Genomic DNA, 25,229 nt, shown 5'->3' with positions numbered 1-25,229 from the left:
ATGAGCACCACCGCCCAGTCCGCCAGCTTGCCGTTGCACGTCGCGATCACGACCGGCGAGCCGGCCGGCGTCGGTCCCGAGCTGACAGCCCAGGCGCTGGCGGGCGCGGCAACGCACTGGCCGAACGCGCAGTTCACCGTGCTCGGCGATGCGGCGCTTCTCGCGGAGCGCGCGCGCGCCGTGGGCGTGGACTGGAGCGCGCTGCTGGCGGACGGCAAGCGCATTCAGGTGCAGCACCGGCCGCTCGGGGCGCCGGCGGTCGCGGGCAAGCTCAATGCGGCCAATGGGCGCTATGTGCTCGATCTGCTGGACAGCGCCATCGACGGGGCAATGGCCGGCACCTTCGACGCCATCGTCACCGCGCCGCTGCAAAAGAGCACGATCAACGACGCGGGCGTGCCCTTCACCGGTCACACCGAATATCTCGCAGAACGCACGCGCACGCCGCGCGTGGTGATGATGCTGGCGGGCACGGGCAAGCGTCCGCTGCGCGTCGCGCTCGCCACTACGCATCTGCCGCTCAAAGACGTTTCGGCGGCGCTTTCCATTGACGGACTCGTCGACACGCTGCGCATCGTCGATCACGACCTGCGGCATCATTTCGGCTTGCCCGCGCCGCGCATCCTCGTCACGGGGCTCAACCCGCACGCGGGCGAGAACGGCTATCTGGGCCGCGAAGAAATCGACGTGATCTCGCCTGCGCTGAAGCTCGTGAACGGTGAAGACATCGACGCGCGCGGTCCCTATCCGGCCGACACGCTGTTCCAGCCGCGCTACCTCGACGAAGCCGACTGCGTGCTTGCCATGTTCCACGATCAGGGCCTGCCCGTGCTGAAATATGCGACGTTCGGCGAAGGCATCAACGTTACGCTGGGCTTGCCGATCATCCGCACGTCGGTCGATCACGGCACGGCGCTCGATCTCGCCGGCACCGGCCGCGCCGACGCGGGCAGCCTGATCGCCGCCATCGACACCGCGGTTTCCATGGCGCACCATCGCCGCGCGGGCTGAGTCAACGCGGCATCATCGGCAGGCTTGCGCGGCGTCTTTTTCAAGCAGTTCTCATTCTTAGCGTTTCTTCGATGTCCACCAGCAGACAGCAACAGGGCCGGCACCAAGGTCATATCGCGCGCAAGCGTTTCGGGCAGAACTTTCTGGTCGACCTCGGCGTGATCGATTCGATCGTCGACGTGATCCGGCCGCAGCGCGGCGAACGCATGGTCGAGATCGGGCCAGGGCTCGGCGCGCTCACGGAGCCGTTGATCGAGCGTCTCGCGACGCCCGAGGCGCCGCTGCATGCCGTCGAGCTGGACCGCGATCTGATCGGGCGTCTGAAAAACAAATTCGGCGATTTGCTCGAACTGCACGCGGGCGACGCGCTCGCGTTCGACTTCGGCTCGCTGGCGGCGTCCGGCGACGCGCCGTCGCTTCGCATTGTCGGCAATCTGCCGTACAACATTTCGAGCCCGCTGCTGTTTCACCTCGCTACCTTCGCGCATTGCGTGATCGATCAGCACTTCATGCTGCAAAACGAGGTGGTCGAGCGCATGGTCGCCGAGCCGGGCACGAAGGCATTCAGCCGTCTTTCGGTGATGCTGCAGTATCGCTATGTGATCGACAAACAGCTGGACGTGCCGCCCGAGGCATTCCAGCCGCCGCCGAAAGTGGATTCCGCCATCGTGCGCATGATTCCTTATGCGCCGCACGAACTGGCGCCGGTCGACGAGCGCGTGTTGGGCGAGGTGGTCACCGCGGCCTTTTCGCAGCGGCGCAAGATGCTGCGCAACACCTTGGCTGCGTTGCGCGATACGGTCGACTTCGACGCCATCGGCTTCGACTTGCAACGCCGCGCCGAAGACGTGCCGGTGGCCGAATATGTGCGCGTGGCGCAACTCGTGGCGGCAAAGGCCTGAGCGCGCTACACGCCGGCGGCCTTGTGAGCTGGTAAGCGAATGAGCGGGTGAGCGCTCAAAGCAGTCGCCGTAGTGAGGCACCGCGACATTCCAGTACACCACTTGCGCAGCGCGATGCAGCGGCTCCCACAGAGGGAGCACAGCCGGGCTTCTTTCCTGAACCGAACAACGAGCCTTCCCGCCAGGCGCGCCAGGCGGTTTACGCCCGCTTGCCCGGCGCATTGACCAGCGCGATGCCGGTCAGCACCAGCGCCGCCGCCATGAGAAAGCGCAAGCTGAACGACTCGCCGAGCAGCAGCACGCCGAAGGTCACGCCGAACAGCGGCGTGAGAAACGAGAAGACCGACAGGCGCGACGCGACATAGCGCGTGAGCAGCCAGAACCACACCAGATAGCTGACGAACGCGACCACGATCGCCTGATACGCGAGGCTCGCGACTGCGAGCGGCGTGACCGTGTCGACGCGCGCCTCGCCGAGCCCGAGCGCCAGGGCGAGCAGCACCACGGCCGACACCGCCAGTTGATAGAAGAGCGTCTTGCTCGCGCTCGACTGCGCAAGCCGGGTGGCGCGCACGACGACGGTCGTCGCGGCCCATGCGATGCCGGCCAGCACGCCGAGCGCGTCGCCGGCCACGGCGCCGAGCGTCGAGCCGCTCGCGGTGGCGCCATGTAGAAAGCCGTCCGCGAAAGCCAGCGTCATGCCGGCGAACGCCACGAAAATGCCGAGCCATTGAATGCGCCGCATGCGCTCGCCGTCCACGAACCAGTGCAGACCCAGCGCCGTAAAACACGGCGCGGTGTACAGGAAGACGGCCATGCGCGACGCGCTGGTCAGCGTGAGCCCGAGAAAGATGCACACGAATTCGGCGGCGAACAGCATGCCCGCGAGCAGGCCGGCGGCGAGCGTGCCGTCGTCGCGAAAAAGCGGCGTGCCGCGCGAGCGAGCCCAGCCCCACACCAGCAGCGCCGCCAAGGCCGAGCGCAAGCCCGCCTGAAACAGCGGCGGCAGCGCGGCGTTGGTGCTCTTGATCGCGACTTGCTGGAAACCCCAGATCGCGCACAAGCCGACCATGAGGAGGACGGCGAAACCATCGGGGGCGCGACGCGCGGGCAGGGCAGTGGTGCTCATGGGCAAGGTCGTGGCGATGAAGCCGAGGCAAGGTTGGACGATGCAGCCCGTACGATACCAAACGCCCCCGTTCTTTCAGCCGATGTCCACACCGCCTACGCGTGCTTCTTACAAGTCGCAAGTTATTTGCTGATTTAGCGACGGCGGCGCAACGCGCGCGCAACACATATTTCTTACCATTTCGATTTCGCGCTAAGGTTCGACGACGCTTTCTGTCGGTAGATTCGTACGCGCTACGTCGCGAATTCCGAGCTTCCGTAGGAATTTAGCGAGCCGGCGTGGCGCGAATCGGCGGCCCCCAACTCTATCCGCGTGAGGCGGAACCACGACGAGGAGACTAGACGATGACCCTCAGCAGAGGCGCAGCCGTCGCGGCGCTGTTGTCGCTCGGCTGCCCGGTGGTCGCGCAGGCGCAGTCGAGCGTGACGCTCTACGGCGTGGTCGACGAGAGCGTGCGCTATCTGACCCACGCAAACAAAGCCGGCGACTCCTCGCTCGGACTCGGCACCGGCGGCATGACGCAAAGCCGCTGGGGGCTCAAGGGCGTCGAGGACCTGGGCGGCGGCTGGTCGACCTTTTTCAAGCTCGAAAATCGCATCTTCATCAACAGCGGGCAGAGCGATCCGACCTTGCCGTTTTTCAACGAAGCGCAAATCGGCGTGCGCTCGAATTCCTACGGGCAGGTCATTCTCGGCCGTCAGTACAACGTGATGATCGAGGGCATTACCGTCGGCGGTTACGGCAGCAATCCGTGGATTCCGTACGACTTCAGCTTCCAACCCGAAGTGACGATGACAGGCGGCATCTGGACCAGCAACCAGGTGCAGTATCAGGCGAAGTACAACGGCCTGAGCTTCGCGGCCGGTTACGCGTTCGGCGGCAACGCGGGTAATTCGTATGGCAGTCAGATCGGCGCGGCGGCGGCTTATGCGCCCGCGGGCGGGCCGTTCACCGTCGGCGGCGCGTACGAGGAATCCAAAGACTCGGTCAACGGCGCGGCGGCGAAAGCATGGACATTCGGCGGCTCCTATACGTGGAACAAGACGCGCTTTTCGCTGGGTTATATCGTCAACCGCGCCGACGCCGGTTTTTCGACTTTCGCCAACGGTCCGTTTTCCGCAGCCTCGCTGACCGCGCTCAAGTACACAGACTTCTCGCGGCGGCGCATGTTCATGGGCGGCATCACGCAGCAGGTCGGCAACGCGTGGCATCTGGCGGCGAATGTCTGGCGGACATTGCAGGACGGCAAGACCGCCGCGAAGGACGGCTCGGCGTGGCAATACCAGCTTGTCGCCGACTACAACCTGTCAAAGCGCACGGACGTCTACGTCGAAGGCGACTATTCGCTGTATCGCGGCGATCTGATCGGCGCGCAGCTGCAAGGTGTGAATAGCGTGGGACTCGCGCAGAAAGGCTCGCAAATCGGCTTGATGGCGGGGCTGCGGCATCAGTTCTGAAGCGTGGTGGCGGGGGCTGCGCGCGGGCGAGGCGAGCGGCGGCCCGACTGCAACGGCGGTCGATTCCGGGTACATTTACGCTCTCGACATCAAGCAACAGGGAGTACATGATGCGCCTTCTTCACACCATGCTTCGGGTCGGCGACCTGGACCGTTCAATCGCGTTCTACACCGAACTGCTCGGCATGAAACTGCTGCGCCGCCAGGATTATCCGGAGGGGAAGTTCACGCTGGCTTTCGTCGGCTACACGGACGAGGCCGACGGCGCCGTCATCGAGTTGACGCACAACTGGGACACACCGTCGTATGACCTGGGCACCGGCTTCGGGCATCTCGCCGTCGAGGTGGAAGACGCCTATGCGGCGTGCGAGAAGATCAAGGCCCAAGGCGGCACGGTGGTGCGCGAAGCCGGGCCGATGAAACACGGCACGACGGTGATCGCATTCGTCACCGATCCCGACGGCTACAAGATCGAGTTCATTCAGAAGAAAAAGTAACGCGGGCGTCAGGGCTCAGGGCTTTAGGGCACTAGAGCGTGGGCAGCAATTCCGGCGGATGCGACTTCAGCGTCTGCCGCGCTTCGCGGAATTCCGGGAAGATCGATTCGACTGTTTGCCAGAAGCGCGGGCTGTGGTTCATCTCCCGCAGATGCGCGAGTTCGTGGGCGACCACGTAATCGATAATGGAAAGCGGAAAGTGAATCAGCCGCCAGTTCAGTCGAATCTTGCCGTCGCTGGAACAACTGCCCCAGCGCGTGGCCGCTGACGAAAGCGCATACGCGCGATAGTTCACGCCCAGCTTCTCGGCGTAGACGGCCAGACGCTCGCCGAACAGACGCTTCGCCTCGCTCTGCAACCAGCCTTGCACGCGGTCCTTGATCTGCTGCGGGTCGGCTTGCAAGGGCAGCGGCACTTGCAGTGCGCAATTTTCCGCACTGAAGGCGAGCGTGCCGTGCGGCGAGCCGAGCGTCACGCGCACCGGCTGACCCAGATAGGGCACTTCTGCGCCGTCTTTCCAGTCCACCTTCGGCAGCGCGCGTTGTTCGACACGCGTTTGCCATTCAATCAGCTTCGTGAAGATCCAGCGCTGCTTCTCCGTGATCGCTGTTTCAATATCCGCGAGCGTGACCCAGCGCGGCGCGGTGATCGTCAGACCCGTGCCGTCGATGGCAAAGCCAATGGAGCGGCGCGCCGAGCGCTTGAGCGCGTAATGCAACGTGCGCGAGCCGATGACGAGACTGCGCAGCTTGCTGCCGTCCGGCGCGAGCGGCACGGGGGGCTGCTGGCCCTGAGGTGTGGCGCCAGGCGCGGACGGTGAAGGTGAAGGCGACGACGACGTCGACCCCGGCTCGGCGAAGAGCGGGAGATCGAGTTGCCGGTTATCGAGCGCCGCAGCGGGCTGCGGCGTAGGAGACTTCTGCATTGATTCGGCTTCGCGCAAGTACGCCTTCGAGGGCGTGGCGCGTCAGATAGGTGCGGCGGCGGAACTGCTGTCCGCCGCGCGATACGCAGCGGGATCGATGCGACGCATTTCAGCTTCGATCCACTGTTCGACGCGCGTGTTCACTTCATCGGGCGTGAGCCCCGTTGTCTGAATCGGCTTGCCGATCGACACTGTGACTATACCCGCATATTTGAGAAACGAGTTGCGAGGCCACACCCGTCCGGCATTGTGCGCGATCGGCACGACCGGCGCGCCGGTGGCGATCGCAAAGCGCGCACCGCCGGTTTTGTACTTGCCCTGCTTGCCGGTCGGCGTGCGCGTGCCTTCCGGAAACATGATCACCCAGGCGCCTTCCGCCATGCGGGCCTTGCCTTGCCTGATGACCGACTCGAACGCGTACTTGCCTTCCTTGCGGTCGATGTGAATCATCTTCAAAAGGCCGAGCGCCCAGCCGAAAAACGGCACGTACAGCAGTTCGCGCTTGAACACGTAGCACAGCGGCTTGGGCATCAACGCGGGAAAGGCGAGCGTTTCCCATGCCGACTGATGTTTCGACAGCAGCACCGCCGGTCCGTCGGGCAGGTTCTCCATGCCTTGGACCGTGTAGCGAATGCCGTTCAGCCAACGCGCCACGGCGAGCGTGACGCGGCACCAGCCGGCCGCCATCCAGTAGCGCCTGTCGGCGCGCATGAACGGAAACGCGATGAAGCACGCGATCGCGTACGGCACCGTGAAGAGCACGAAGTAGATCAGCAGCAGCAAAGAACGGATGAAGCGCATCGGCGTGGTCTGTGGGAGTTAGGGACGCGCGTCACTCTTGGGCGTCGGCGAGGAAGTCGAGCACGAATGCCCTCAGGTCGTCGTGCACCACCGTGCCTTCCGGCAAGCCGCCGGCCGCGAGCGTTTTGCGGCCCTTGCCCGTCAGCACCAGATGCACGGGATGACCGAGCGCCGCGCCCGCTTGCAGATCGCGCATTGCGTCGCCGACCACCGGCGTGTTCTCGGGATCGACCTCGAAACGCTCGTTGATCATTTTCAACATGCCGGGCTTCGGCTTGCGGCATTCGCAATGGTCTTCCGCCGTGTGCGGGCAGAAGAACACCGCGTCGATGCGCGCGCCGACCGCCGCCGCCATGCGATGCATCTTCAGGTGCATGGCGTTCAGCGCATTCATGTCGAACAGGCCCCGGCCGATGCCGGACTGATTCGTCGCAATCGCCACGCGATAGCCCGCCTGGCTCAGACGCGCGATGGCTTCCAGCGAGCCCGGCAGCGCGACCCATTCGTCCGGCGACTTGATGAACGCGTCGGAGTCGACGTTGATCACGCCGTCGCGGTCGAGGATCACCACTTTTTTGGTCGGCATGGCGCGTAGCTCAGGCGGCGAGTCGCGAAATATCCGCGACGCAATTCATCTGCTGATGCAGCGCGCCGAGCAGGGCCAGGCGGTTGGCACGCAGCGCCGGATCTTCGGCGTTGACCATCACGTCGTTGAAGAACGTGTCGACCGGTTCGCGCAGCGCGGCGAGCGCGGTCAGCGCGCCCGTGTAGTCGCGCGCGGCGAGCTGCGACTGCACGCGCGGCGCGACCTGTTCGAGCTGCGCAAACAACGCCTTTTCCGCTGCCTCGACGAGCAGCGCCGGCTGCACGCCGCCGCTTGCCGTTGCGCCTTCCGACTTCTTCAGAATGTTCGAGATGCGCTTGTTGGCTGCCGCGAGCGACGCGGCTTCCGGCAACGCCGCGAACTCGCGCACCGCATCCAGACGCGCGACGATGTCGTCAAGCCGCGTGGGATTGAGCGCCAGCACCGCGTCGATTTCACCCGGCGCATGACCGCGTTCGCGCAGCAAACCGCGCAGGCGGTCCATGCTGAATTCGTAGATGGCCTGGGTCGAGTCGGTTACGTTCGGCAGGGCGGCGAATTGCGCGTGAGCCGTGCGCAACAGTTCGACGAAGTCCACGGGCAGTTGCTTTTCCACCAGGATGCGCAGCACGCCGAGCGCGTGGCGGCGCAGCGCAAACGGATCTTTTTCGCCGGTGGGCTGCAGGCCAATGCTCCAGATGCCGACCAGCGTTTCGAGCTTGTCGGCGAGCGCGACCACCGTGCCCGTTGCCGTGGCCGGCAACGCGTCGCCGGAAAAGCGCGGCTGATAGTGCTCCGAGCACGCGAGCGCGACTTCTTCCGGCTCGCCGTCATGGCGCGCGTAGTACGTGCCCATGGTGCCTTGCAGCTCGGGGAATTCGCCGACCATGTCGGTGATCAGATCGGCTTTCGCGAGACGCGCGGCGCGCTTCGCCAGCGCCACGTCCGCGCCGGTCAGCGCGGCGATCGCGCCGGCCAGCGATTCGAGGCGCTCCACGCGCTGCAGCGCGGAGCCGAGCTTGTTGTGATAAACGACGTTGGCGAGCAGCGGCACGCGATCCGCGAGCGGCTTCTTCTTGTCCTGCTCAAAGAAGAACTTCGCGTCCGCGAGACGCGGGCGCACCACGCGCTCGTTGCCTTCGATAATGTCGCCGGGCGTCGCCGTCTCGATATTGGACACGATCAGGAAACGCGAGCGCAGCTTGCCGTTCGCGTCGGTCAGCGCGAAATACTTCTGGTTCGTCTGCATGGTGAGGATCAGACATTCCTGCGGCACTTGCAGGAATTCGGCCTCGAAGCGGCACGAATACACCACCGGCCATTCGACGAGCGACGTCACTTCGTCCAGCAGCGCTTCCGGCATCACGACCTGATCGCCGTCGGCGTGCGCGAGCAGATGGGTGCGGATGGTTTCCTTGCGATCCGCGAAGTTCGGCACGACGCGGCCTTTGTGCATGAGCGTGTCAACGTACGAATCGGCGTGCTGGATCTGCACGAAGCCTTCGGACAGGAAGCGGTGGCCGAGCGTGGTGTCGTCGGCGTCAATGCCGAGCGCGCTGACCGGCACGACGTGCTCGCCATGCAGCGCGGTGAGGCGATGCGCGGGACGCACGAACTGCACATTCGAGCCGTCCGGCCGCTGGTAGGTCATGACCTTCGGAATGGGCAGCTTCGCGAGTGTTTCGTCGAGCGCGCCTTGCAGGCCTTCCGCGAGCGTGGCGCCCGGCGCGGCGTAGCGCAGGAAGAATGCTTCCGCCTTGCCGTCCTGCGCGCGCTCCAGGTCGCTCACCGAAAAATCGGGGAAGCCGAGCGCCGCGAGTTTCTTGGCGAGCGGCGCGGTGGGTTGGCCGTCCTTGTCCAGCGCGACGGAAACCGGCAGCACTTTTTCGCGCACCTGTCTTTCCGGCGCGACCGCGCGCACGTTCTTCACCGTCACGGCGAGACGGCGCGGCGTGGCATAACGCTCGAACGACAGTTCGCCTTCAATCAGGTCACGCGCGGCGAGGCGCTCGGCAATACCTTCGGCGAAAGCGTCGCCGAGACGGGCGAGCGCTTTGGGCGGCAGTTCCTCGGTCAGCAGTTCGACCAGCAGGGTAGCTTGATGGGGTTGAGTCATTTCTTGATGTTCTCGTCAGTCCTGGTCGATCTTGCGTTCGACTTTCAGCGGCGGCGCCCACGCGGGCTTGGCGGCGTCCTGCTCGTCGGTGGTGAGGCCGGGCACGCCGTGCACCGGATTGCCGAGCATCGGGAAGCCGAGCTTTTCGCGTGAATCGTAATAAGCCTGCGCGACGAGACGCGACAGCGCGCGAATCCGGCCGATGTACGCCGCGCGCTCCGTCACCGAAATCGCGCCGCGCGCGTCGAGCAGATTGAACGTGTGGCCGGCCTTCAGCACGAGTTCATACGCGGGCAGGGCGATCTGCGCTTCGATCATGCGCTTCGCTTCGGCCTCGTAGCTGTTGAAGAACGAGAACAGCAGATCGACGTTCGCGTGCTCGAAGTTGTACGTGGACTGTTCGACTTCGTTCTGGTGGTACACGTCGCCGTAGGTGAGACGGCGCATTTCCGGGCCGTTCGGGCCTTGCTCTTCCCACTCGGTCCAGACGAGGTCGTAGACGTTTTCGACCTTCTGCAGATACATGGCGAGGCGCTCGAGCCCGTAGGTGATTTCGCCGAGCACCGGTTTGCAGTCGAGACCGCCGACCTGCTGGAAGTAGGTGAACTGGGTCACTTCCATGCCGTTCAGCCACACTTCCCAGCCGAGACCCCAGGCGCCGAGCGTGGGATTTTCCCAGTCGTCTTCGACGAAACGCACGTCGTTCTGCTTCAGGTCGAAGCCGAGGGCTTCCAGCGAGCCGAGGTACAGATCGAGGATGTTTTCCGGCGCCGGCTTCAGCACCACCTGGTACTGATAGTAGTGCTGCAGACGGTTCGGATTTTCGCCGTAGCGGCCGTCCTTCGGGCGGCGCGACGGCTGCACGTAGGCCGCGCGCCACGGCTCCGGGCCGACCGCGCGCAGGAAAGTGTGGACGTGCGAGGTGCCCGCGCCGACTTCCATGTCGATCGGCTGGAGCAACGCGCAACCCTGCTTGTCCCAATAGGACTGCAGTGTCAGGATGATTTGCTGAAACGTGAGCATGAAGTGCCTTTCGGGCATGAGGCCGCGCCGCGGGCGCGAAGGCACGCGGGGCGACCGTGGAGCAAAGTGCTAAACCCGAGATTTTAACGGAAAGGCGGGGGGGTGTCCGTTTTGGGAAGGGAGCGGTTGTCCTTGCCGAGTGCTTCAGGCCACCGCCAACTCCACCTTCGGCGAAAACGAATCGCTTTGCGCAACCGGCCACCATTTCTCGTACAGCGAGTAACGATAATTCCCATTGAGAAGATCGTTGGGCTCGAGATACTTCAGCAGCTCGGACATCAGCTGCACCTCATGCGACGACACACGTCGCACGATGTGATGCGCGCGCAGCTCCGCGGGATGCTTGAGACCGGCAGCCTGAACGATCTCCTTCAGCGCATGCAGCGTGTTGTGGTGGAAGTTGAAGACGCGGTCGGCCTTGTCCGGCACGACAAGCGCACGCTGGCGCACCGGGTCTTGCGTCGCGACGCCGGTCGGGCAGCGCCCGGTGTGGCAGGTTTGCGCCTGGATGCAGCCGAAGGATATGGCCCCCAAAAACCAACTATTGCGCTCGATGTGAGTGAGTACGGGGTTTCGTAATAGTTGGCTAACTATTACCACGCTTGTTCGGCGGTACTCGCACGGGAGAGTTCGGACGAGCGGAAAAGGAACGAGCCTTGCGGCGTGCTGGTCGCGCAGTACGCTGACTTGGTTGGCGGTGGAGCTCTCCCCGGCTCACCGGGCTGCCACAATCCCGTGCAACGTTACCAAAGCGGCATCGCTCGCATCAGTCTTGGCCCTCCGAACGTAGGCGTTCAAGGCATCGGTCAGTTGCGTTCCAGAGAGTCCGTCGAGAAGCAAAGGTGGTAGCAGGCCGCCCGGCACTAACAGATATCCATCGGCTCCGAAGGCATGTGCGAGATGTGGATGGCATCGGGTCCGCAGAAGTTCGGAGATTCCGGTCAGAAGCCCCCAAACCCTCGCACATGCAAAACGATGGCGGCGACAAGCCGCTCGTCGGCCTCTTTGTCTTCTCTATCGCTGCTGCGATGCTGTCGTTGAGTGGCGCACGCGCAACAGACTTGACTGTTCGGAACGCTGAAGAAACTCCCGAAATTGGGTCTCGTGGAGGCATTTAAATCAATTGCTGTAAACGCTCTATGACCTCGTTCGATGCAAATCAAGGCCCCACATACCTTGATGCTCAGGAACTGGCCGAACTGCTTAATCTGTCAATTCACACTGTAGTTCTGCAAGCAAAACACCGCCCCTGGCTCCTGCCACCCCGCGCTCAGTTGTACGACCGCGAACTTCTCCGTTGGCGACAGGACGCAGTCCAAACGTGGTTGAACAACGGATAAGCGCGAGTGTCCTGGGCCTAAAGCAGCTCGACAGGATGGATTCCAAATGCCGCTGCGAGCTTCTCGAGCGTCGCAAGCTCAAGGGGCGTGGTGCGGCCGTGTGGTGCTTCAACCCTTGAGATGAAATTGCGGTCAACCCCCGCGAGCTCCCCAAGCTGTTTCTGTGTGAGCCCCATTTTTTCTCGCAATCTTGCAACCTTAGCGCCAACAGCGGCGCTCGTGACATCGCCGGTCGGCGGGCGTCGCTCGATTTCACCCTTGCCAGAGAAAGTCATCAAAACACGAACATCGATGCTCAGTGCGCTCGCGAGCGCCTCTGCGCGTTCCAATGTCGGGTTGCCGAATGTTCGTTCCAGACGGCTGATGGCCGTACGGTCGGCGTCAATGTAAGTGCCGAGCTCCTCCTGCGTCATCCCCAGCTCAAGGCGATAGGCCCTCAGGTTTCTTGCGAAACGTTCTCGCAGGGTCACGGGCTCACTAGATTTTTTCATGCCGCCATTTTGATGACGACAACGTAAATGTCTACAGCAGATAAATGTTCTACATTTAAATTGTAGACATTTACATGTACAACGTAAACGCCTACACTCCGTTCTATCAGTTTTAGGCGGGCTGCAACGGCTCGCACATCGCGTCCAATCGAGGTGGCTTTTGACTTTAGACAATCCCGCGGGCAGCACGTGGAAGCTGTTTCGCGACCGGCCTTTTCCGCGAGTTCAGTTGCTCGGCGGCGGAAACCCCGAAGAGCGCGTCCGCGCTTTAGAAGGCGTAGGCAAGTGCGATGTGCTTGTGGTGCCGGGCGGCCTGCCAGATGTCGTCAAGGCGGTGAGCGCACTTTCTACGCTCGGTATGCCCGTGCTCTACGTAGCCGGTCTGGACGAATGCCGCGGCCGCGACTGCTCACAGGTGGTGGCGTCTGGCAAGCAGGCTGCCTCCGGCACAGCGGTCTACATACTCGACCGGGATACGGTCGTTTTAGATGGCGTCCGCTATCTTGGCTGCACATTCTGGTCGTCGCCCGAGAGTGCCGGGCTCAGCGCGAGAGATTGGACACATGACGTTGACTTGGTGCTTTCCGAAGTCGATACGGCGGCCTGGCTGAGCGACGCTATGAATGCAGAGCAGGCTAGTGCGATTGCATTTGCGCATCAATGGGAATCTGTCACTGGTGGCTCAAAGGCATCGGCGGATTCGGCTCGTCGTGCGTTCGCTCTCATAGAGAATCGTCGGGCCATTGCCTGGCTTGCCAACGAGCTGCGACAACGGTTCGAGGGACCAACGGTCGTCGTGACGCACTTTGCGCCAGAGTTACGGTCGCCAAATGCAGCCGCGGGTGGGGCCGTGCAAAGTAGCGTCCGCGCATTGCTTCGTCAGTATCCGGGCGCGGTTGACCATTGGCTGCACGGGCAGACCGACACAACGACAGACGTGGCTATCGAAGGAACGCGCGTCTTCGGCGGCTTTGCAGACGAAGACGCGGCCCTAGAGGTTGGCGAACGGCTGGACAAGGCGCTGAGCGAGGCGGCGATGGGAAAGGACCGTCGAAGGCGGGTGCAAAGCGAACGGAAGCCCATCTTGAGCCCGGTAATCAACCTCGAAGACGGACTACGTGCGCCGCTTTCTAGCCAAGCGGCAACCATCGTCGAAGCGATGAGACAAGTGCATAAGAATGTGGACGCCATTGTTCCGCACACAATGACGCGAAGCTCAACTTTGCGAATGTGCGTGCGCCGGACTATTCACGATGAGATGCAGCTGTTCACGAGAGCGGTCAGCGCGGCGGCCGAATTGGAGCGTCAAATCTACCAGCCGGCAGACCACCTCCAGTCGTTGCTCCTCACAACACGCATAGACTATGCAGTGCCACCTGGCTATCCCGCCAAGGATTCCCGAGATTCCGGTTTCGACTATTACGAGCTGCTCAACAGGATGGAGACGCACATCGATTCGGTGCGTGGAATAGCGGGAGAGGCAGCCCGGACGCTCAGCCAATGGGCCAAGCGTGCTGCCGCAATTTTGCGGGAACTGGAGGCGCGTGGAATCGAGGCGCGTGCAGTGGCTCCGCCGGTCCATGCGATTAGGATGACGAAGGTATGTGAGTATCTCGACATCCATGTCCGATGCCAAGAGGTGGAAGTTGAACAGCTTCGGAAGCATCTCAGAGAGATGTTCAAACGCGACGAGGAGTGGCCGTTTATCACGCGCCTGACCCGGGTCGGAGAATTTCCGCAGGGTGGTCCGAGGCTTCTCGATTTGTCTACTTTGCTTGACGCGCTCGACTACGCCGACCGTCTCGCCGTTACTTCGTAGGCTACGGGGGAGGCGTCGGTCGTGGACAATACGGTCATGAGCACGACATGCCAATCGGACGATGGAGACGAAACCACGTTGCGATGGTCTTCACTTGGCGCTGAGGAGGATGGCGTGGTCGCCGCACGGAAGTCACGACTTGAGGACAGAGTCATGCGCTCAATACGCACCCGAGTTGGTGTCGTGATTCTCCGTTCCGAGCTATCGCATCTCGGCGGACCCTCGCAACTGACGCGCGTTCTGGCACGGCTGGTCGCGACTGGACAACTGATACGAGTGGGCCAAGGCATTTACGCGAAGACGCGGATGAATCGGTTCACTGGAACGCTACTGCCGGCAGCCCCTTTTGAGGCCATAGCTGCGGAGGCTTTCAAAAAGCTGGGCATTTCCGTCGGTCCGGGAAAGCTCGCGAGAGAGTACAACGGTGGTACGTCCACGCAGATACCGATGGTGGCAGTGGTAACAACTGGCCCACGACGTATCACCCGGCGGATTCAGGTTGGTAGCAGGAGAGTCTTGTACGAGCGCGTTGGTAAGGACACGCTGTGACCCGAACCTACAGACGAGAGGATGGGCAATGAGCGGAGCTTCAGGCTTGTCGCCAGGCACCACCTCCCTGCAGACAGACGTCGCTGTGTACCTGGGTGACTGCAGTGCCGACACCTTGTTCGTAGTGTGTGATGGCAGCTCAATCGAATCGCGCGGTTCGACGTGGCAGCGGGCGATACTCGCCCTCGCGCACCCGACTCCGCCCGGTCCATATCCAGTCGCCGCGCAATTCACGATTTTTGTTCACGAGACGTCTGGCTATGCGACGACGGACCTTCGCGCAGTGGTCACCTTTCGAATTGACGTTCGATGTGAGGGCAGGTTCGCTTTCGCCACCGTACAAACGGGTCAGTCGGTCCAGCGGCTTCCGCCATGCCACTACGTCATTGGCGATGACGTGGTCACCGCTTCTCGTCGCGTGCTGGAGGCTGCGTTAGCGCGTCCGGGTCTTTGAGCATCCAGCGCGAGGAAGAGGTGCATTGCCCTGCCAATGGCCGAAGCAAAAGGAAGTCTGTTTTCAAATATCGTTCGCCGGAAGGGCCATGCTGACAATCGCAATTTACGACAGAGAGGGCTCGGGTGGCATTCCTTTACATGAGCCTCTCTGCGAGCTTGAGGGTTGTGTCGTGCGCCATGATGGGCAACGGTTAAGCCTTCTTGAGGAGGCGTGCAAAGTTTTGGAGGTGTGTCTCGACAGGTACAGCACGCCAGCGCCGCCGAGCGATTGTTTCACTGTGTTGGTCAAGCGCTCGCGGCGCAGTGGTATCGAGCTTGTCGCGCGCATCAATTTTGTTGCACGAAACAGACGAACGAATGCGAGCGTGTTGCTTGAGCATGGTGAGTGCGTGGGCGTGGAGAGCGTCCACGTTGACCCGCATGACGACGCGGCGACGATAGTACTGCAGGTTGTGAAGCAGCTGATTGCGAAGGGGTGGTGATGAAAGTCGCTGAATTGCTCACGCGCCTTAAAGACGCTGACCCGGACGCAGTCGTTTTATTGTTTCCACGCTATGCCGACTTCGCGGAGACCGAAGAACTCGTCGACGTCGTCTTGATTGCAGAACCATGGACCTGCGAGCGTCATCGCGAGGCCGATGGTACTACCAAAGTTATTCATCATCCTGCGAGCGACGGCTGCCCGATGGGCTGGGACGCCGCAACCGATGACAACTGGCTCGAGCGAGTGGTCATTTTGTCGCCGCAGTCAGGAAGCATCGAGGCACGGCTCCAAGAGGACTCGAGGATGCGGTCCGACGCCGTATCTCTCGAAGACAGTATTCGTGAGCAAGCTTTGCAAGCACGGCGTCAGATGGTCGCGAACGGTCAACTCCTTCCGGCAGATGAATTCCATGCTCGCCTTGGTGTCAACAAAAAGCGTTTCGCGCACATGCTCGATGACGGCAGCATCTTCAGCCTTGATGTCGATGGCACCGCCTATTTCCCTGCGGTGCTGGCCGACCCACGACTGAACTGCAAACGCCTGCAGGCAATCTGCAGAATCATTGTCCCCGCGCCTCAAGGCAGCCGTCTCGATTTTCTGTCCACGCCGCACGGTGCCTTGGGCGCAAAGAGTCCGCTTCAAATGCTCGCTGATGACCGTGATTACAAGCGGCTTTGTGAATTGGCCAAGGCGTGGGCGGCGCAGTATTCGCGGACTGCCGTCAGACTTTACGAGGGTGAGCACGAGAGTGAGCCTGATGGTGTCGAGCCGCTGTTCACGGCGATTGCGGAGATTGACCCGCGTAAGCCCCTGTGGGAACGCGCTTCCGAGGCCCTTCACTCGCACGGATACTCGTGGCCGCTCGGACCATACCCCGGAGTTCGAACGTTCACCGTGTTTATCGAGCGACAGTCTGCGGGCTACTCACAACCGGTCCCGGAAGCTCGCGTGCATATCCTCGCAAACGGCGGCTTCATTCGCGTACATGCAGCATTTGCGTCGGGTCCCGCAAGGGAATCGAGAATCGCACTTATTAGCAAACATAGATGCGTCGTTGATGTCGCCAAAAAAGTTGTCGCTTATCTTCGGAAGCGCTGACCATTGTTCGCGCTCATACCCCAAACCTTTGCAGTCACGTTGCGGGCACTGCAAATGCATACGTCTCTACGGAGTTGGCGCAGCCAACGTCAGCCATGCCTACATCGTGCGGAAATTGCTGCACAAGCACGTTTTGCGGCCAGCGCTCGTTATCGGCGGTTACCGGTATCTGCTGCGCGAAAAGCCGAGGCCCATCGTCGCAAGCGCAAAAGGATTGCGCGCAGGGCGCTGCGCGAACAGGCGCGCGTTTCGCAGGAAGCAGGCTTGTACTCCTGAGCACCAAATGCCTCGCAAATGTTACGTGGTCAGCCAGCCGAAATGCGAAAAGGTCTGCGAGCAGCAAGAACTGGGAGTCCCGGTGCGATGCTGACAGGAATTCACGCTCTGAGTTTCGAAATACCGCCCCCGCGACGCACAGGCGGCCGCGTGCTCTATCTGGATTACGACGGTGTTTTGCACCCTGAATCCGTTTATCTGCTTCACAAGCGTGGCCCCGTTCTGCTGGACGCACCGGGTCACAGCCTTTTTGAGAACTCCCAATTGCTCGAAGAGGCGCTGGAACCGTACCCAGAACTGAACATCATCTTGTCGACAGCATGGGTACGGCGATACCGAGGAAGCATTGTTCGTGTGTCGCGCAGACTGACACCGGGTTTGCAGACACGAGTTGTTGGTGCCACGTATCACAGCTATATGGACGCCGAAACGTTTTCCGCTGCACCACGCGGCATGCAAATCTGGGCGGATGTCCTGCGCCGGAGGCCGGTCGCGTGGTTGGCTTTGGATGATGATTGGCTGCATTGGCCTGCGTGGTGCCGCGACGACCTTGTCCGCACGGACCCAGTGCTTGGGATAAGCGAGCCTACAGTGCTCGCGGAATTGAAAACAAAACTAGAGCGCATGTGCAATACGAAGGCCTGATACGAGACGCGCACGAGGAATCGCTGGAGTCGCTCGAGCTGAGCCGGCCGGACAAGGTGCTTGTGAGCGTGCTGGCTCACTGGGTTCAGCACGTGGCGCCGCTTGAGCCGCTGCCTATGTCGGCAAGCGACGCGATTGCTCTTGCGGAGTGTGTTCACAAAGCAATTGGAGGCAAATATTGTCGCGTGTGACAGTCGAACCGTGGCCCAGTAGTGGGCGTCGTGAACTTTTTGCGTGGTCGGAATCGGCCGACCAACTGCTTGGGCAGCTTCAAAGTTTCGTGCGCCATCGTGCGGACGACCCCGCGTTAGTTTTGGTTATTTGGGGAAAAACTGCGACGGAAGCCGAAATCGAGGGAGTTCTGAATGCTCGGCACAAACATGCCGCCGCCGTGGCGCTGTTCAACGCGCGCTTAGACCTGTGGTCATAGCACGTCGCGGAGGCCGCTATGGGGAACGCCGTGACCTTCGTGCGCGAAAATTGGATGCTGCTGGCCGTGCCGGCATGCGCTGCGCTAGCTGGGTACATGCTGGGGCGACTGCTTCGCAGCCGGAAATAGCGATGTGTCGGGTCATTTCGGCAAGTGTGCACCGACAGTCAGCCCAGACGACTTGTGATACTTGCGCCGTGCTTTCTCACACTTTCTCATCGCTTTTGAGAACTCCACGGGGTACTCTGGCCCCAAATGTGCTGTACTTTTTGCGGGAAGTGCAGTACCGCGAAAGCCTTGTCACGCTTGGTGTTTCCGGGATGGCACGTGCGTGCATACAGCCTGTGTGCTGTACAGAAAACACGTGGCCGTGGTTGTTGTGTTCAAGCCTCTTAAGGCTGGACGACAAGCAGTGTGCCGGCAGGTAGCAGCGCCAGTTTGTCGCGCGTGAGAAGGGCTGCACGGCTTACGCTGTACAGCTTTTCTTGTATCTACTTTCGGAGTACCAAATATCGATTTTTCAGACATCGACTCATTCGCTATTTTTCTCGTACTTCACCGTTTTGGTTCCGACCTGGATTTTTCTGCGTATCCGGCGTGCTCCCGTACTGACCACGCTGTCCATTGGAACCTGCGTACTGCGCCCAGCGTTGTATTCACGCGCGAGTCGCCCGGGCTGCACTTCAATTCGCAGTTTTCGAAACGTCTCCGCGGCAATCACTTCGAAAGGCGCTGCTGGTACCAGTGCCTTCGTAAATTTATTTAGGCGCGTTTTAGCGTACACCCCTTGGCTGACACGCACGAGCGTTCCGTTGGCAACGAGTTTCGCAAGTACCCGACCGACTTGAGCGCTGCTACCAAGCGAGGCGACCTCGGAACGCAAAACGACAACGCTCTTCCGTCGTTTGATAGAGAGAACGATGCGGTCTTCAAGTGTCATTTGTTTCTTTGCCGGGTTCTCAACGCATACGCGTTTGCATCAACAGCATAGCGTATGCGTTGCGTTAGAATCGGGTTTAATAGCACTCTACTTTCCAGCGACTAAATCCGTGGCATCCAGTTCCGTTTGGATAGTCCACGCAATTGAGGTCGCCATCACTACCTGGAGGAATTCCAGTTCCCGAGACACCGTCGTCACCGGGCATACTTCTCGCGTTGCGGTAAGCGCGAACACTTACGGGGACGTCGCACCTATTGTGGAAGGTCAGGACATAGTTAACCTGTCCACCTTGCTGTCGTTCCTCGTGCCGCCCAACGAGACTGATGCAGTTGGTCTCTGCGCAAACTTGTGCAGTTGATTCTTGGGGAATCGTAAGTCCAGAAATCAGAACCATTGTCAACGAAGCTACTCCAAGTGCGATTTTAAACATCTCAGCCTCCATGCTATTCACATTTTGATAGGGCAACAGGTTGTCGCCGCTCTCTCTGGAAGGGGCTCATCTTCGCGATAGGCATTTGTCTAGAATGTCTTTAAGACGTCTCGGTACAGGCTCACCAGTGCAACGCAAGTAGGTAAGTCAGCCTCTTATGAAACGCCGAGGGAGTCAGTGACATGCCCAGGCAATCCCGGGAGACGGATTCAAGACGCAATCCTGTGTGTCGCTTCCGTTACCGTTTCCGCTCGTAGCTGCGGCATCCGCTGCGGCCACGCCCCATGGGTCGGAAGACTGGATATCTGCCGTATTCGAAAGTGACGTAGTTCCTGCTGTTACCGCCGACGAGTCAGTCTTGAGCCAATCGTCAGAGTAAGTAATCGGCAGGTAGTCGTCTGCGATTTCTCCAAGTTTGCTGGTTGCTGTGGCAAACGCAGTTCCAAGAGCGTCGGTCAACTCCATCTTGCCCATGTCGGTTAGGAAACCCAATACGCGGTTCTGAACATTGGAACCTGCTATGTCCGTGTACTCTGTAATGGAATCGCCCAAAAATTTTGACGTGACATTGGCTGTGTAAAATTTGACCGTGTCTGTCCAGTCCAGTTGTGTATCGGAGTCCAAACCACCAAAACGGGTGGCGTTATCCAGAATCATGCCCTCGGCAATGCCGTACAGCAGACCTACGCCAACAGCGGCAGCACCGACAGCAATCAGTGGAGTAACTGACAGGACTTCTCCGGCAATCAGGGCCGCGCCTCCAAATTTCAGAAGTTTTGTTGCGCCATCCCGAGCATCGGTAGCGAGATTGCTGGCAATGCCTTTTATGTCAAGGTCAACTGATGCTACATTCGACAACTCAGGTTTGGCCACAGCGGTAATCTGGGACGCAGCGGTAATTTGTGATGCAACTGTTGTTTGTGCTACGCCCAGGTTGGCGATGCCGGCCGCGTTAAATGCGGCATATAGGTAGGCTTCCAGAATGGCCAACTGGTCGGAAGTAAGACCGATTGAGCCAAATCCAGCAGGGCCGAACACGAATTTAGTGTTGGTAACGTAAGCCGGTCCGGTCTTTGGTAGCACAACGGGTGCAGCGGTTTCTTTGAGCCGCTCCTGAAGTCCGCCTGCCGCTCGCACCATGGTCCCGGGAGGATAGGGGCTTGGCTGGAGTGCAGACACGTTTACGGGAATTGTCGCGACAACCGACTGAGCTTGCCCACGGGTACGGGTGACCGTTAATGTTTGTGCGCCTCCAGTCCACACCGACCTTGAGGTCATGAAGACTGGAACAGGGACGAGAGCTGTATCAGTTCCGGCGATGAATGGGATGACGGATTTGGTGATATCACTCCAGCTTGCCTGAAACGTATCGCCAGGTTGGATGGTTGGTATGGAAACCTGCACGGTAGACAAGGGAGTTGCACTCTGTGCCGCTTGTGCGGTGGGAGCAGAAGCCGAGGCGCCAGAACCTGGGTCCCCACTCCCGCCACCACCGCCGCAAGCAGTCAACATTCGAGACAGTGCAAGTCCTCCCGATAGCAAAAGGAATGACCTGCGATTCAGTTTGTACGGGGTCGTCGTGTTCATCTCTGTTCTCCAGGCGCATGACGCCGTAGATACTTCCGGTTGAGCGGTTTGTTTTTGCATGTATGTAATAAGTAATCCGAATTTATTGATTCAAATTGATGAAGAATAAAGGCACTAACGGTTCATCAGGATGGTCCGTTGAAAACTACAGCCGTGAAGGTGGCTGTGGCCGCACGTATAAGCGCATGACTAGCAGGCGATGCGTGGTTAACCTTCCGTAAGAAGGGTGAACTGGTGAACTTCGTTGCCGACTTTGATGGCAATGACCAGAGGTGCGGCTTTCACGTTTTCCACCACGATATAGCCCGCTGTTGCTTCGCCCGGCGACAGGTATTCCCCTCGAAACCGTGCTCTCATGAATGCAGCCTGTCTGTCCCTTGCTGTCTTGTTTGCGCTGTCGACATCCTTGGTGAGAGGGTCTGCTATGGAGTTGACACTGGCTGAGTCGATTGTATGGGCTACCGCAAGGAGTGCTCCCCCTAACAGCGCCATCACCATGCCGGCACTGACGTGTGATTGCGTGTAGTGGTTGTCGATGGTGTTAGCCCGGTCACTGGTAACAAGAACGGGTTTTCCACCGTCCTGCCGCAGGGAGATGTCTTGCTCATCGACCATAAATGGCTTCTTGCTCCGGTTTACTATAACAATCGCAATGGGCGTTCCGTACCCAGTGAGCAACTTGGGCGAAACAGCAGCTATTGCTACTCTCGAGTTGACCTGAAAAGAGTCGAGAACGAGACCGGCCTGGCATTGAACGACTTTTTGCGTCGCTGCAGGTTGGACTTTCTTGAAGGTGACGTAGTCGCTACTCACTGACGATAGGCAACCAGACAGTAGCACGCACACAAGCAGAATCGAGGACTGAGGTCTCACGATGAGCTCCTAGTTCCAACAGGTCGAAATCTGAGCTTCCATCGCGTGCAGGGCGATTGACGTGTACCGGCCCGCTACGTAGGCGCACATACAGGAGGCACGGACGCCTCCGCACTGAAGCGCATGGGTGTTGGATGAGTTCCAGTTTTTCCATGGCGCGTCCGCACTGTCTCCGACGGATGTTGCAATTGCGCATTGTTTTCCTTCTTCTGAACTCCTGTCGGCAGAGGCTTCCTCGTCGTGTAGCTCTGCGAGTGCGTGAGGCATGTCATAACCCTGCGCCTTTACGTTCTGCATGTATTCGGGGACGCTCTGGATAAGAATCTGGTCTCGAAGACTCATCAGCGTAGGGTCAGTGAATCTGGGTAACTGAGCGTCGAGATATCGAAGATTGCCTTGACAGCTCTTCAGTGTGATGCCGTCGGTACGAGCCGCAATGGCGGCTGTTGAGCCCGTTGAGGTTCCGGAGCCGTCACCCGAGGAAGAGGCGGCCTGCTGCTGCACGGATTGCAGCTCGCTCTGGAGCGCGGCTTTGTCCGCACTAGTCGGAGAATCGCCTATTACGGCATTCAGTACCTGGGACATGGTCGAGTCGAGCTCATCAGACGAGGCGAGTTGGATTGATACGCCAATCAGTCCGCAGGCAATGCAGGCCATCACCGTGAATCGCCTGAGAGGCAATGTTGGAATCTTCATGGCCGCGCCTTTCGCGAGAATTACCTGTGAGCCATGCACAGATGGTAGAAGATGGCGTCGCTCGACCCAATGGTGCAAATGCACCAGTTACCGGCTAACGGCGAGCGATTACGCTGGTGCAATATCACGACGCGCCCATGGAGGAGACTATGGACAGTGATGCGCCGACGCTCTTCCTTCACGGTGGTCCGGGATTGTCAGCGATTGCTGAACGAGCCCTTTACGGGCGAGCGCTACCGATTTACTGGTGGGACCAGCCGCGGTCCGTAGTTCTTTTTGCAAATCCGTTTGCAGCGCTTGTAGATGCGGCGCAAGAGGAGTTCGAGCGGCTCGCACGCGTATATTCACAACCGGTTAACATCGTCGCCCATTCGTTCGGCGCGCATCTAGCCCTACGGCTTGCGATGCGTCTCCCAAATCGGCTTGGGAAAATCTTGCTTCTTGCGCCGGTCTTCGACATCGGGGACGCTTTCATTCGCTTCGCAAGTCGCCTCGGTTTGGAGGACCAGTCGTATGGGCCTCTTTTGGTCGCTTTAGATGAATTCAGGAGGAGTAGTGATGGTTCGCGATTTGCGAAGGCGGTCGCTCCGATGGCTGGCATCGCGAACTTCATTGACCTATGTTGGAGTCCGGGAGCGGGCGAACGTCGTCGTTGGTATGTAGACCTGGTGACACATCAGCCCCTCGTGGACCTGAACGCTTTCGAAGTTGTTGTGAAAGATTTCTGGCTTGAGGCGCCTATCCTGATGTCAACGACCGCGGTTGATTCGGTGCATCTGGTCCTTGGCAAAGGAGACCCATTCACGGACATTGACTCAGAGAGTCGGATTTGGACGGCATTTTTCCCTAATGCGGTTAGCCATGTGGTCGATAGCGGTCATTTCGTGCACCTGGAAAAGGCTGCAGATGTTTGGTGGAAAACGAGGTAGCGCGTGGCATCTAGAACATGTAACTGTATTTCGGTTGCTTCATGGAACTGTGGTTGGAAGTGAAAAGGTCCATCGGCTGCATGTCGTATTCAAATGTCAATGTTCCGGAGTTTGGTCGTTAACTCAGCGTTGTTGTGGACTCCCAGATGGTCGTGAACGGCTTGAATATGGTGGCGCACAGTCGCGGGCGAAATATTCAACGCCTTGGCTATCTCCTTATGAGTGAGGCCGGCTGCTACCTGGCGGGCAACGTCCAATTCGCGACGCGATAGGCCGTCTGCTTGCATGCGTGGGCGCGCGTGGATGAAGGCTGAGTTGCGAATAACTTTGACGCAGAAGACAACTGAGCGACCAATGAGCTTTGCCGTTTGCTTGCTCGAAGCAATTTGTGTGAGTTCGGAGGGAATGACTTGTCGCGCTCCGTGCGGCCATTCTTGGATGAGCAATTCAAAGAAGGGCGGCTCCGCAAAACGCAGTCGCCCACCCGCATCACATATCGCCATCGCCCATCGATATCCGTCTCCACGCGGCCTGAAGCGCTCAATATTTAGGCATTGATTTATCCGCAATGCTTCGCGCAGGTGGGAGAAGACGAACTCGGCAAGTTGTCGCTGTGCCTCCGTGAACGGCCGATTTGCTGAGGCGCCGTACGCAGATAGAGCGTCGTAAAGCCCAGTCTCTGCATTCAGGTGTGCGGTAATCAGTGCATGCTCATGGTGATATCGGCGCTGATATGAACGTAACCCGCCGCTGCTTGCCGGGTAGTATTCCGCAAGCGGGAAATTGTGTGTTATGTCCGGGTTCGCCAGTACAAGAGTCGCCGCGGTGTCCTGCTCACGGAACTCGTTGTAGTCCTGCAATGATTCGGGTGGGTCTCTGTAGAACCAGGGCGTTTGGTACGACGCACCCCGCTCATCGATGGCGGTCGTTCCCCACCGGGCCGAGTCGAATGGAACGAGCTCATTAAACAGTGTCAGCGCGTGTTCCGGGAAATCGTCAAGCGACACTTCTCTTGATGCTCGGTACAGCCGGAGCAAATATTGGTTGAGCTCGTCCATAGAGGGCCGTATTTAACTTCGTAAATACTCCGGTACAAGAGAGCAGACATCCACAGTGCATTCTATTCTTAAACGCTTCGGGGGAGTCGGGCTCGCGAATTGCCGTGGTCGCTGTCGCCCTTATTCCTTCTGATGAATAGGCTTGCCACCTCGGGTGGTCGGGCAGTCTGCGTCAATCATGTTTTGGATACGGTGTCGGGTTTCAGCATTCACCATGTCATTGCCGCGTTATTCGTTATGGACGCACGACATTCACCTTCATGCCGAACCGTAACTCATCATAGCCGTGGCGAGGTCCTGTATCGTAGCTTCGAGTATTTGGGTCGAGGTCCAAGCAGGTTCTCAGGCACGCTTCGCACACTTTGACGGAAGACCAGCGCGCATACTGAGACCGGGTGATAACCGCTGCACCCACTCGACGATAGCGTTTCGGCAATGGTGATTGGTGAGACAGGGATGGCGGGAGGACTCGCGGCTACGCCTGAAAGCCCGAATCCGTTGGATAGGTCGACCAGGGTTTGCTATTGCGATTCAAGAGCGTCGAGGCGCACTTCCGCTATCTCGTTGGGGTGCTGTTACGTCCCGGTCTATTTGAGGATCGGCGGGGGATGTTTGTATCGCGAACGTCGGGAACGAATTTTTGAACTTCACCGCAAAGAGCGCGGGATACAGCGGACGTAAAGA

Annotated in this window: 22 protein-coding genes and 1 pseudogene; 10 read left to right on the top strand and 13 right to left on the bottom strand. The window is 59.9% G+C overall.

Going from position 1 to position 25,229, the window contains the following annotated elements:
- On the top strand, positions 1-1,011 hold the full coding sequence (gene pdxA, locus HV711_RS26590; RefSeq protein WP_035484395.1) for a 4-hydroxythreonine-4-phosphate dehydrogenase PdxA: 1,011 nt from the start codon (positions 1-3) through the stop codon (positions 1,009-1,011).
- Between the two features lie 71 nt (positions 1,012-1,082).
- Positions 1,083-1,913: a 16S rRNA (adenine(1518)-N(6)/adenine(1519)-N(6))-dimethyltransferase RsmA gene (gene rsmA / locus HV711_RS26585; protein ID WP_035484398.1), complete on the top strand. Its 831-nt coding sequence runs from the start codon at positions 1,083-1,085 to the stop codon at positions 1,911-1,913.
- A gap of 199 nt (positions 1,914-2,112) precedes the next feature.
- Here rsmA and HV711_RS26580 read toward each other — a convergent pair whose 3' ends face one another.
- The gene (locus HV711_RS26580; protein ID WP_028361894.1) at positions 2,113-3,042 is read right to left on the bottom strand and encodes a DMT family transporter; all 930 of its coding nucleotides are present in this window, start codon (positions 3,040-3,042) and stop codon (positions 2,113-2,115) included.
- Positions 3,043-3,386: 344 nt separating this feature from the next.
- On the opposite strand from HV711_RS26580, the gene HV711_RS26575 reads away from it, so the two are divergent.
- Positions 3,387-4,499 carry a porin gene (locus tag HV711_RS26575; protein WP_035484401.1) on the top strand — a complete coding sequence of 371 codons (1,113 nt, stop codon included), beginning with the start codon at positions 3,387-3,389 and terminating at the stop codon, positions 4,497-4,499.
- Positions 4,500-4,609: 110 nt separating this feature from the next.
- Positions 4,610-4,996, top strand: a complete 387-nt coding sequence (gloA, locus tag HV711_RS26570) for a lactoylglutathione lyase (RefSeq protein WP_013587127.1) — start codon at positions 4,610-4,612, stop codon at positions 4,994-4,996.
- 31 nt (positions 4,997-5,027) lie between these two features.
- On the opposite strand, the gene HV711_RS26565 is transcribed toward gloA, so the two are convergent.
- The 7 genes and pseudogenes from HV711_RS26565 to HV711_RS26535 all read right to left on the bottom strand — a co-directional run bounded on the left by HV711_RS26565 (position 5,028) and on the right by HV711_RS26535 (position 12,275).
- The gene (locus HV711_RS26565; protein ID WP_035484410.1) at positions 5,028-5,921 is read right to left on the bottom strand and encodes a M48 family metallopeptidase; all 894 of its coding nucleotides are present in this window, start codon (positions 5,919-5,921) and stop codon (positions 5,028-5,030) included.
- A gap of 42 nt (positions 5,922-5,963) precedes the next feature.
- On the bottom strand, positions 5,964-6,722 hold the full coding sequence (locus HV711_RS26560; RefSeq protein ID WP_013587129.1) for a lysophospholipid acyltransferase family protein: 759 nt from the start codon (positions 6,720-6,722) through the stop codon (positions 5,964-5,966).
- Positions 6,723-6,753: 31 nt separating this feature from the next.
- A complete protein-coding gene (gene gmhB, locus HV711_RS26555) occupies positions 6,754-7,308 on the bottom strand; it encodes a D-glycero-beta-D-manno-heptose 1,7-bisphosphate 7-phosphatase (RefSeq protein WP_013587130.1) in 555 nt (184 codons plus the stop codon).
- Between the two features lie 10 nt (positions 7,309-7,318).
- A complete protein-coding gene (gene glyS / locus HV711_RS26550; protein ID WP_035484403.1) occupies positions 7,319-9,421 on the bottom strand; it encodes a glycine--tRNA ligase subunit beta in 2,103 nt (700 codons plus the stop codon).
- A gap of 15 nt (positions 9,422-9,436) precedes the next feature.
- On the bottom strand, positions 9,437-10,444 hold the full coding sequence (gene glyQ, locus HV711_RS26545) for a glycine--tRNA ligase subunit alpha (RefSeq protein ID WP_013587132.1): 1,008 nt from the start codon (positions 10,442-10,444) through the stop codon (positions 9,437-9,439).
- Between the two features lie 144 nt (positions 10,445-10,588).
- Positions 10,589-10,960 (bottom strand): annotated as a pseudogene (locus tag HV711_RS26540) (glutamate synthase-related protein); the annotation flags it as partial.
- Between the two features lie 841 nt (positions 10,961-11,801).
- On the bottom strand, positions 11,802-12,275 hold the full coding sequence (locus HV711_RS26535; RefSeq protein ID WP_082201578.1) for a helix-turn-helix domain-containing protein: 474 nt from the start codon (positions 12,273-12,275) through the stop codon (positions 11,802-11,804).
- Positions 12,276-12,435: 160 nt separating this feature from the next.
- Here HV711_RS26535 and HV711_RS26530 point away from each other — a divergent pair, with 160 nt between their 5' ends.
- The 5 genes from HV711_RS26530 to HV711_RS26515 all read left to right on the top strand — a co-directional run bounded on the left by HV711_RS26530 (position 12,436) and on the right by HV711_RS26515 (position 17,602).
- On the top strand, positions 12,436-14,094 hold the full coding sequence (locus HV711_RS26530) for a metallophosphoesterase family protein (RefSeq protein WP_175145336.1): 1,659 nt from the start codon (positions 12,436-12,438) through the stop codon (positions 14,092-14,094).
- A 36-nt stretch (positions 14,095-14,130) separates the two neighbouring features.
- Entirely contained in the window at positions 14,131-14,643 is a 513-nt protein-coding gene (locus HV711_RS33605) for a DUF6088 family protein (protein ID WP_367648586.1), read from the top strand.
- A 542-nt stretch (positions 14,644-15,185) separates the two neighbouring features.
- Positions 15,186-15,581 carry a hypothetical protein gene (locus HV711_RS26525; protein WP_035483999.1) on the top strand — a complete coding sequence of 132 codons (396 nt, stop codon included), beginning with the start codon at positions 15,186-15,188 and terminating at the stop codon, positions 15,579-15,581.
- Positions 15,581-16,681, top strand: coding sequence for a hypothetical protein (locus HV711_RS26520; protein ID WP_035484002.1), 1,101 nt, complete (start codon positions 15,581-15,583; stop codon positions 16,679-16,681). The genes HV711_RS26525 and HV711_RS26520 overlap by 1 nt, the downstream gene beginning before the upstream one ends.
- A 426-nt stretch (positions 16,682-17,107) precedes the next feature.
- The gene (locus tag HV711_RS26515; protein ID WP_244142746.1) at positions 17,108-17,602 is read left to right on the top strand and encodes an HAD domain-containing protein; all 495 of its coding nucleotides are present in this window, start codon (positions 17,108-17,110) and stop codon (positions 17,600-17,602) included.
- Positions 17,603-18,564: 962 nt separating this feature from the next.
- Here HV711_RS26515 and HV711_RS26510 read toward each other — a convergent pair.
- From HV711_RS26510 to HV711_RS26495, 4 genes are all read right to left on the bottom strand, one after another.
- Positions 18,565-18,972, bottom strand: a complete 408-nt coding sequence (locus HV711_RS26510) for a DUF6088 family protein (RefSeq protein ID WP_035484005.1) — start codon at positions 18,970-18,972, stop codon at positions 18,565-18,567.
- A gap of 604 nt (positions 18,973-19,576) precedes the next feature.
- Entirely contained in the window at positions 19,577-20,989 is a 1,413-nt protein-coding gene (locus HV711_RS26505) for a hypothetical protein (protein ID WP_175145332.1), read from the bottom strand.
- 207 nt (positions 20,990-21,196) lie between these two features.
- On the bottom strand, positions 21,197-21,802 hold the full coding sequence (locus HV711_RS26500) for a hypothetical protein (RefSeq protein WP_175145330.1): 606 nt from the start codon (positions 21,800-21,802) through the stop codon (positions 21,197-21,199).
- Positions 21,803-21,871: 69 nt separating this feature from the next.
- Positions 21,872-22,558: a hypothetical protein gene (locus HV711_RS26495; RefSeq protein WP_035484011.1), complete on the bottom strand. Its 687-nt coding sequence runs from the start codon at positions 22,556-22,558 to the stop codon at positions 21,872-21,874.
- A 149-nt stretch (positions 22,559-22,707) separates the two neighbouring features.
- Here HV711_RS26495 and HV711_RS26490 point away from each other — a divergent pair, with 149 nt between their 5' ends.
- Positions 22,708-23,487 (top strand): alpha/beta fold hydrolase, encoded by a 780-nt coding sequence (locus HV711_RS26490; RefSeq protein ID WP_175145328.1) that lies wholly within the window; start codon positions 22,708-22,710, stop codon positions 23,485-23,487.
- 89 nt (positions 23,488-23,576) lie between these two features.
- Here the strand turns inward: HV711_RS26490 and HV711_RS26485 are convergent, their stop codons facing one another.
- Entirely contained in the window at positions 23,577-24,545 is a 969-nt protein-coding gene (locus HV711_RS26485) for a helix-turn-helix transcriptional regulator (protein WP_051224679.1), read from the bottom strand.
- Positions 24,546-25,229 lie beyond the last annotated feature (684 nt).

The organism is Paraburkholderia phenoliruptrix (assembly GCF_902859825.1).
Lineage (GTDB): Bacteria > Pseudomonadota > Gammaproteobacteria > Burkholderiales > Burkholderiaceae > Paraburkholderia > Paraburkholderia phenoliruptrix.
Note: the sequence above shows the minus strand (reverse complement) of the source record. Positions and strands in the feature narration are given on the sequence as shown.

Coding starts and splice junctions, on each gene's coding strand:
- pdxA (WP_035484395.1), top strand. CDS start 1: ATGAGCACCACCGCCCAGTCCGCCAGCTTGCCGTTGCACGTCGCGATC.
- rsmA (WP_035484398.1), top strand. CDS start 1,083: ATGTCCACCAGCAGACAGCAACAGGGCCGGCACCAAGGTCATATCGCG.
- HV711_RS26580 (WP_028361894.1), bottom strand. CDS start 3,042: ATGAGCACCACTGCCCTGCCCGCGCGTCGCGCCCCCGATGGTTTCGCC.
- HV711_RS26575 (WP_035484401.1), top strand. CDS start 3,387: ATGACCCTCAGCAGAGGCGCAGCCGTCGCGGCGCTGTTGTCGCTCGGC.
- gloA (WP_013587127.1), top strand. CDS start 4,610: ATGCGCCTTCTTCACACCATGCTTCGGGTCGGCGACCTGGACCGTTCA.
- HV711_RS26565 (WP_035484410.1), bottom strand. CDS start 5,921: ATGCAGAAGTCTCCTACGCCGCAGCCCGCTGCGGCGCTCGATAACCGG.
- HV711_RS26560 (WP_013587129.1), bottom strand. CDS start 6,722: ATGCGCTTCATCCGTTCTTTGCTGCTGCTGATCTACTTCGTGCTCTTC.
- gmhB (WP_013587130.1), bottom strand. CDS start 7,308: ATGCCGACCAAAAAAGTGGTGATCCTCGACCGCGACGGCGTGATCAAC.
- glyS (WP_035484403.1), bottom strand. CDS start 9,421: ATGACTCAACCCCATCAAGCTACCCTGCTGGTCGAACTGCTGACCGAG.
- glyQ (WP_013587132.1), bottom strand. CDS start 10,444: ATGCTCACGTTTCAGCAAATCATCCTGACACTGCAGTCCTATTGGGAC.
- HV711_RS26535 (WP_082201578.1), bottom strand. CDS start 12,275: ATGAAAAAATCTAGTGAGCCCGTGACCCTGCGAGAACGTTTCGCAAGA.
- HV711_RS33605 (WP_367648586.1), top strand. CDS start 14,131: ATGAGCACGACATGCCAATCGGACGATGGAGACGAAACCACGTTGCGA.
- HV711_RS26525 (WP_035483999.1), top strand. CDS start 15,186: ATGCTGACAATCGCAATTTACGACAGAGAGGGCTCGGGTGGCATTCCT.
- HV711_RS26520 (WP_035484002.1), top strand. CDS start 15,581: ATGAAAGTCGCTGAATTGCTCACGCGCCTTAAAGACGCTGACCCGGAC.
- HV711_RS26510 (WP_035484005.1), bottom strand. CDS start 18,972: ATGACACTTGAAGACCGCATCGTTCTCTCTATCAAACGACGGAAGAGC.
- HV711_RS26505 (WP_175145332.1), bottom strand. CDS start 20,989: ATGAACACGACGACCCCGTACAAACTGAATCGCAGGTCATTCCTTTTG.
- HV711_RS26495 (WP_035484011.1), bottom strand. CDS start 22,558: ATGAAGATTCCAACATTGCCTCTCAGGCGATTCACGGTGATGGCCTGC.
- HV711_RS26490 (WP_175145328.1), top strand. CDS start 22,708: ATGGACAGTGATGCGCCGACGCTCTTCCTTCACGGTGGTCCGGGATTG.
- HV711_RS26485 (WP_051224679.1), bottom strand. CDS start 24,545: ATGGACGAGCTCAACCAATATTTGCTCCGGCTGTACCGAGCATCAAGA.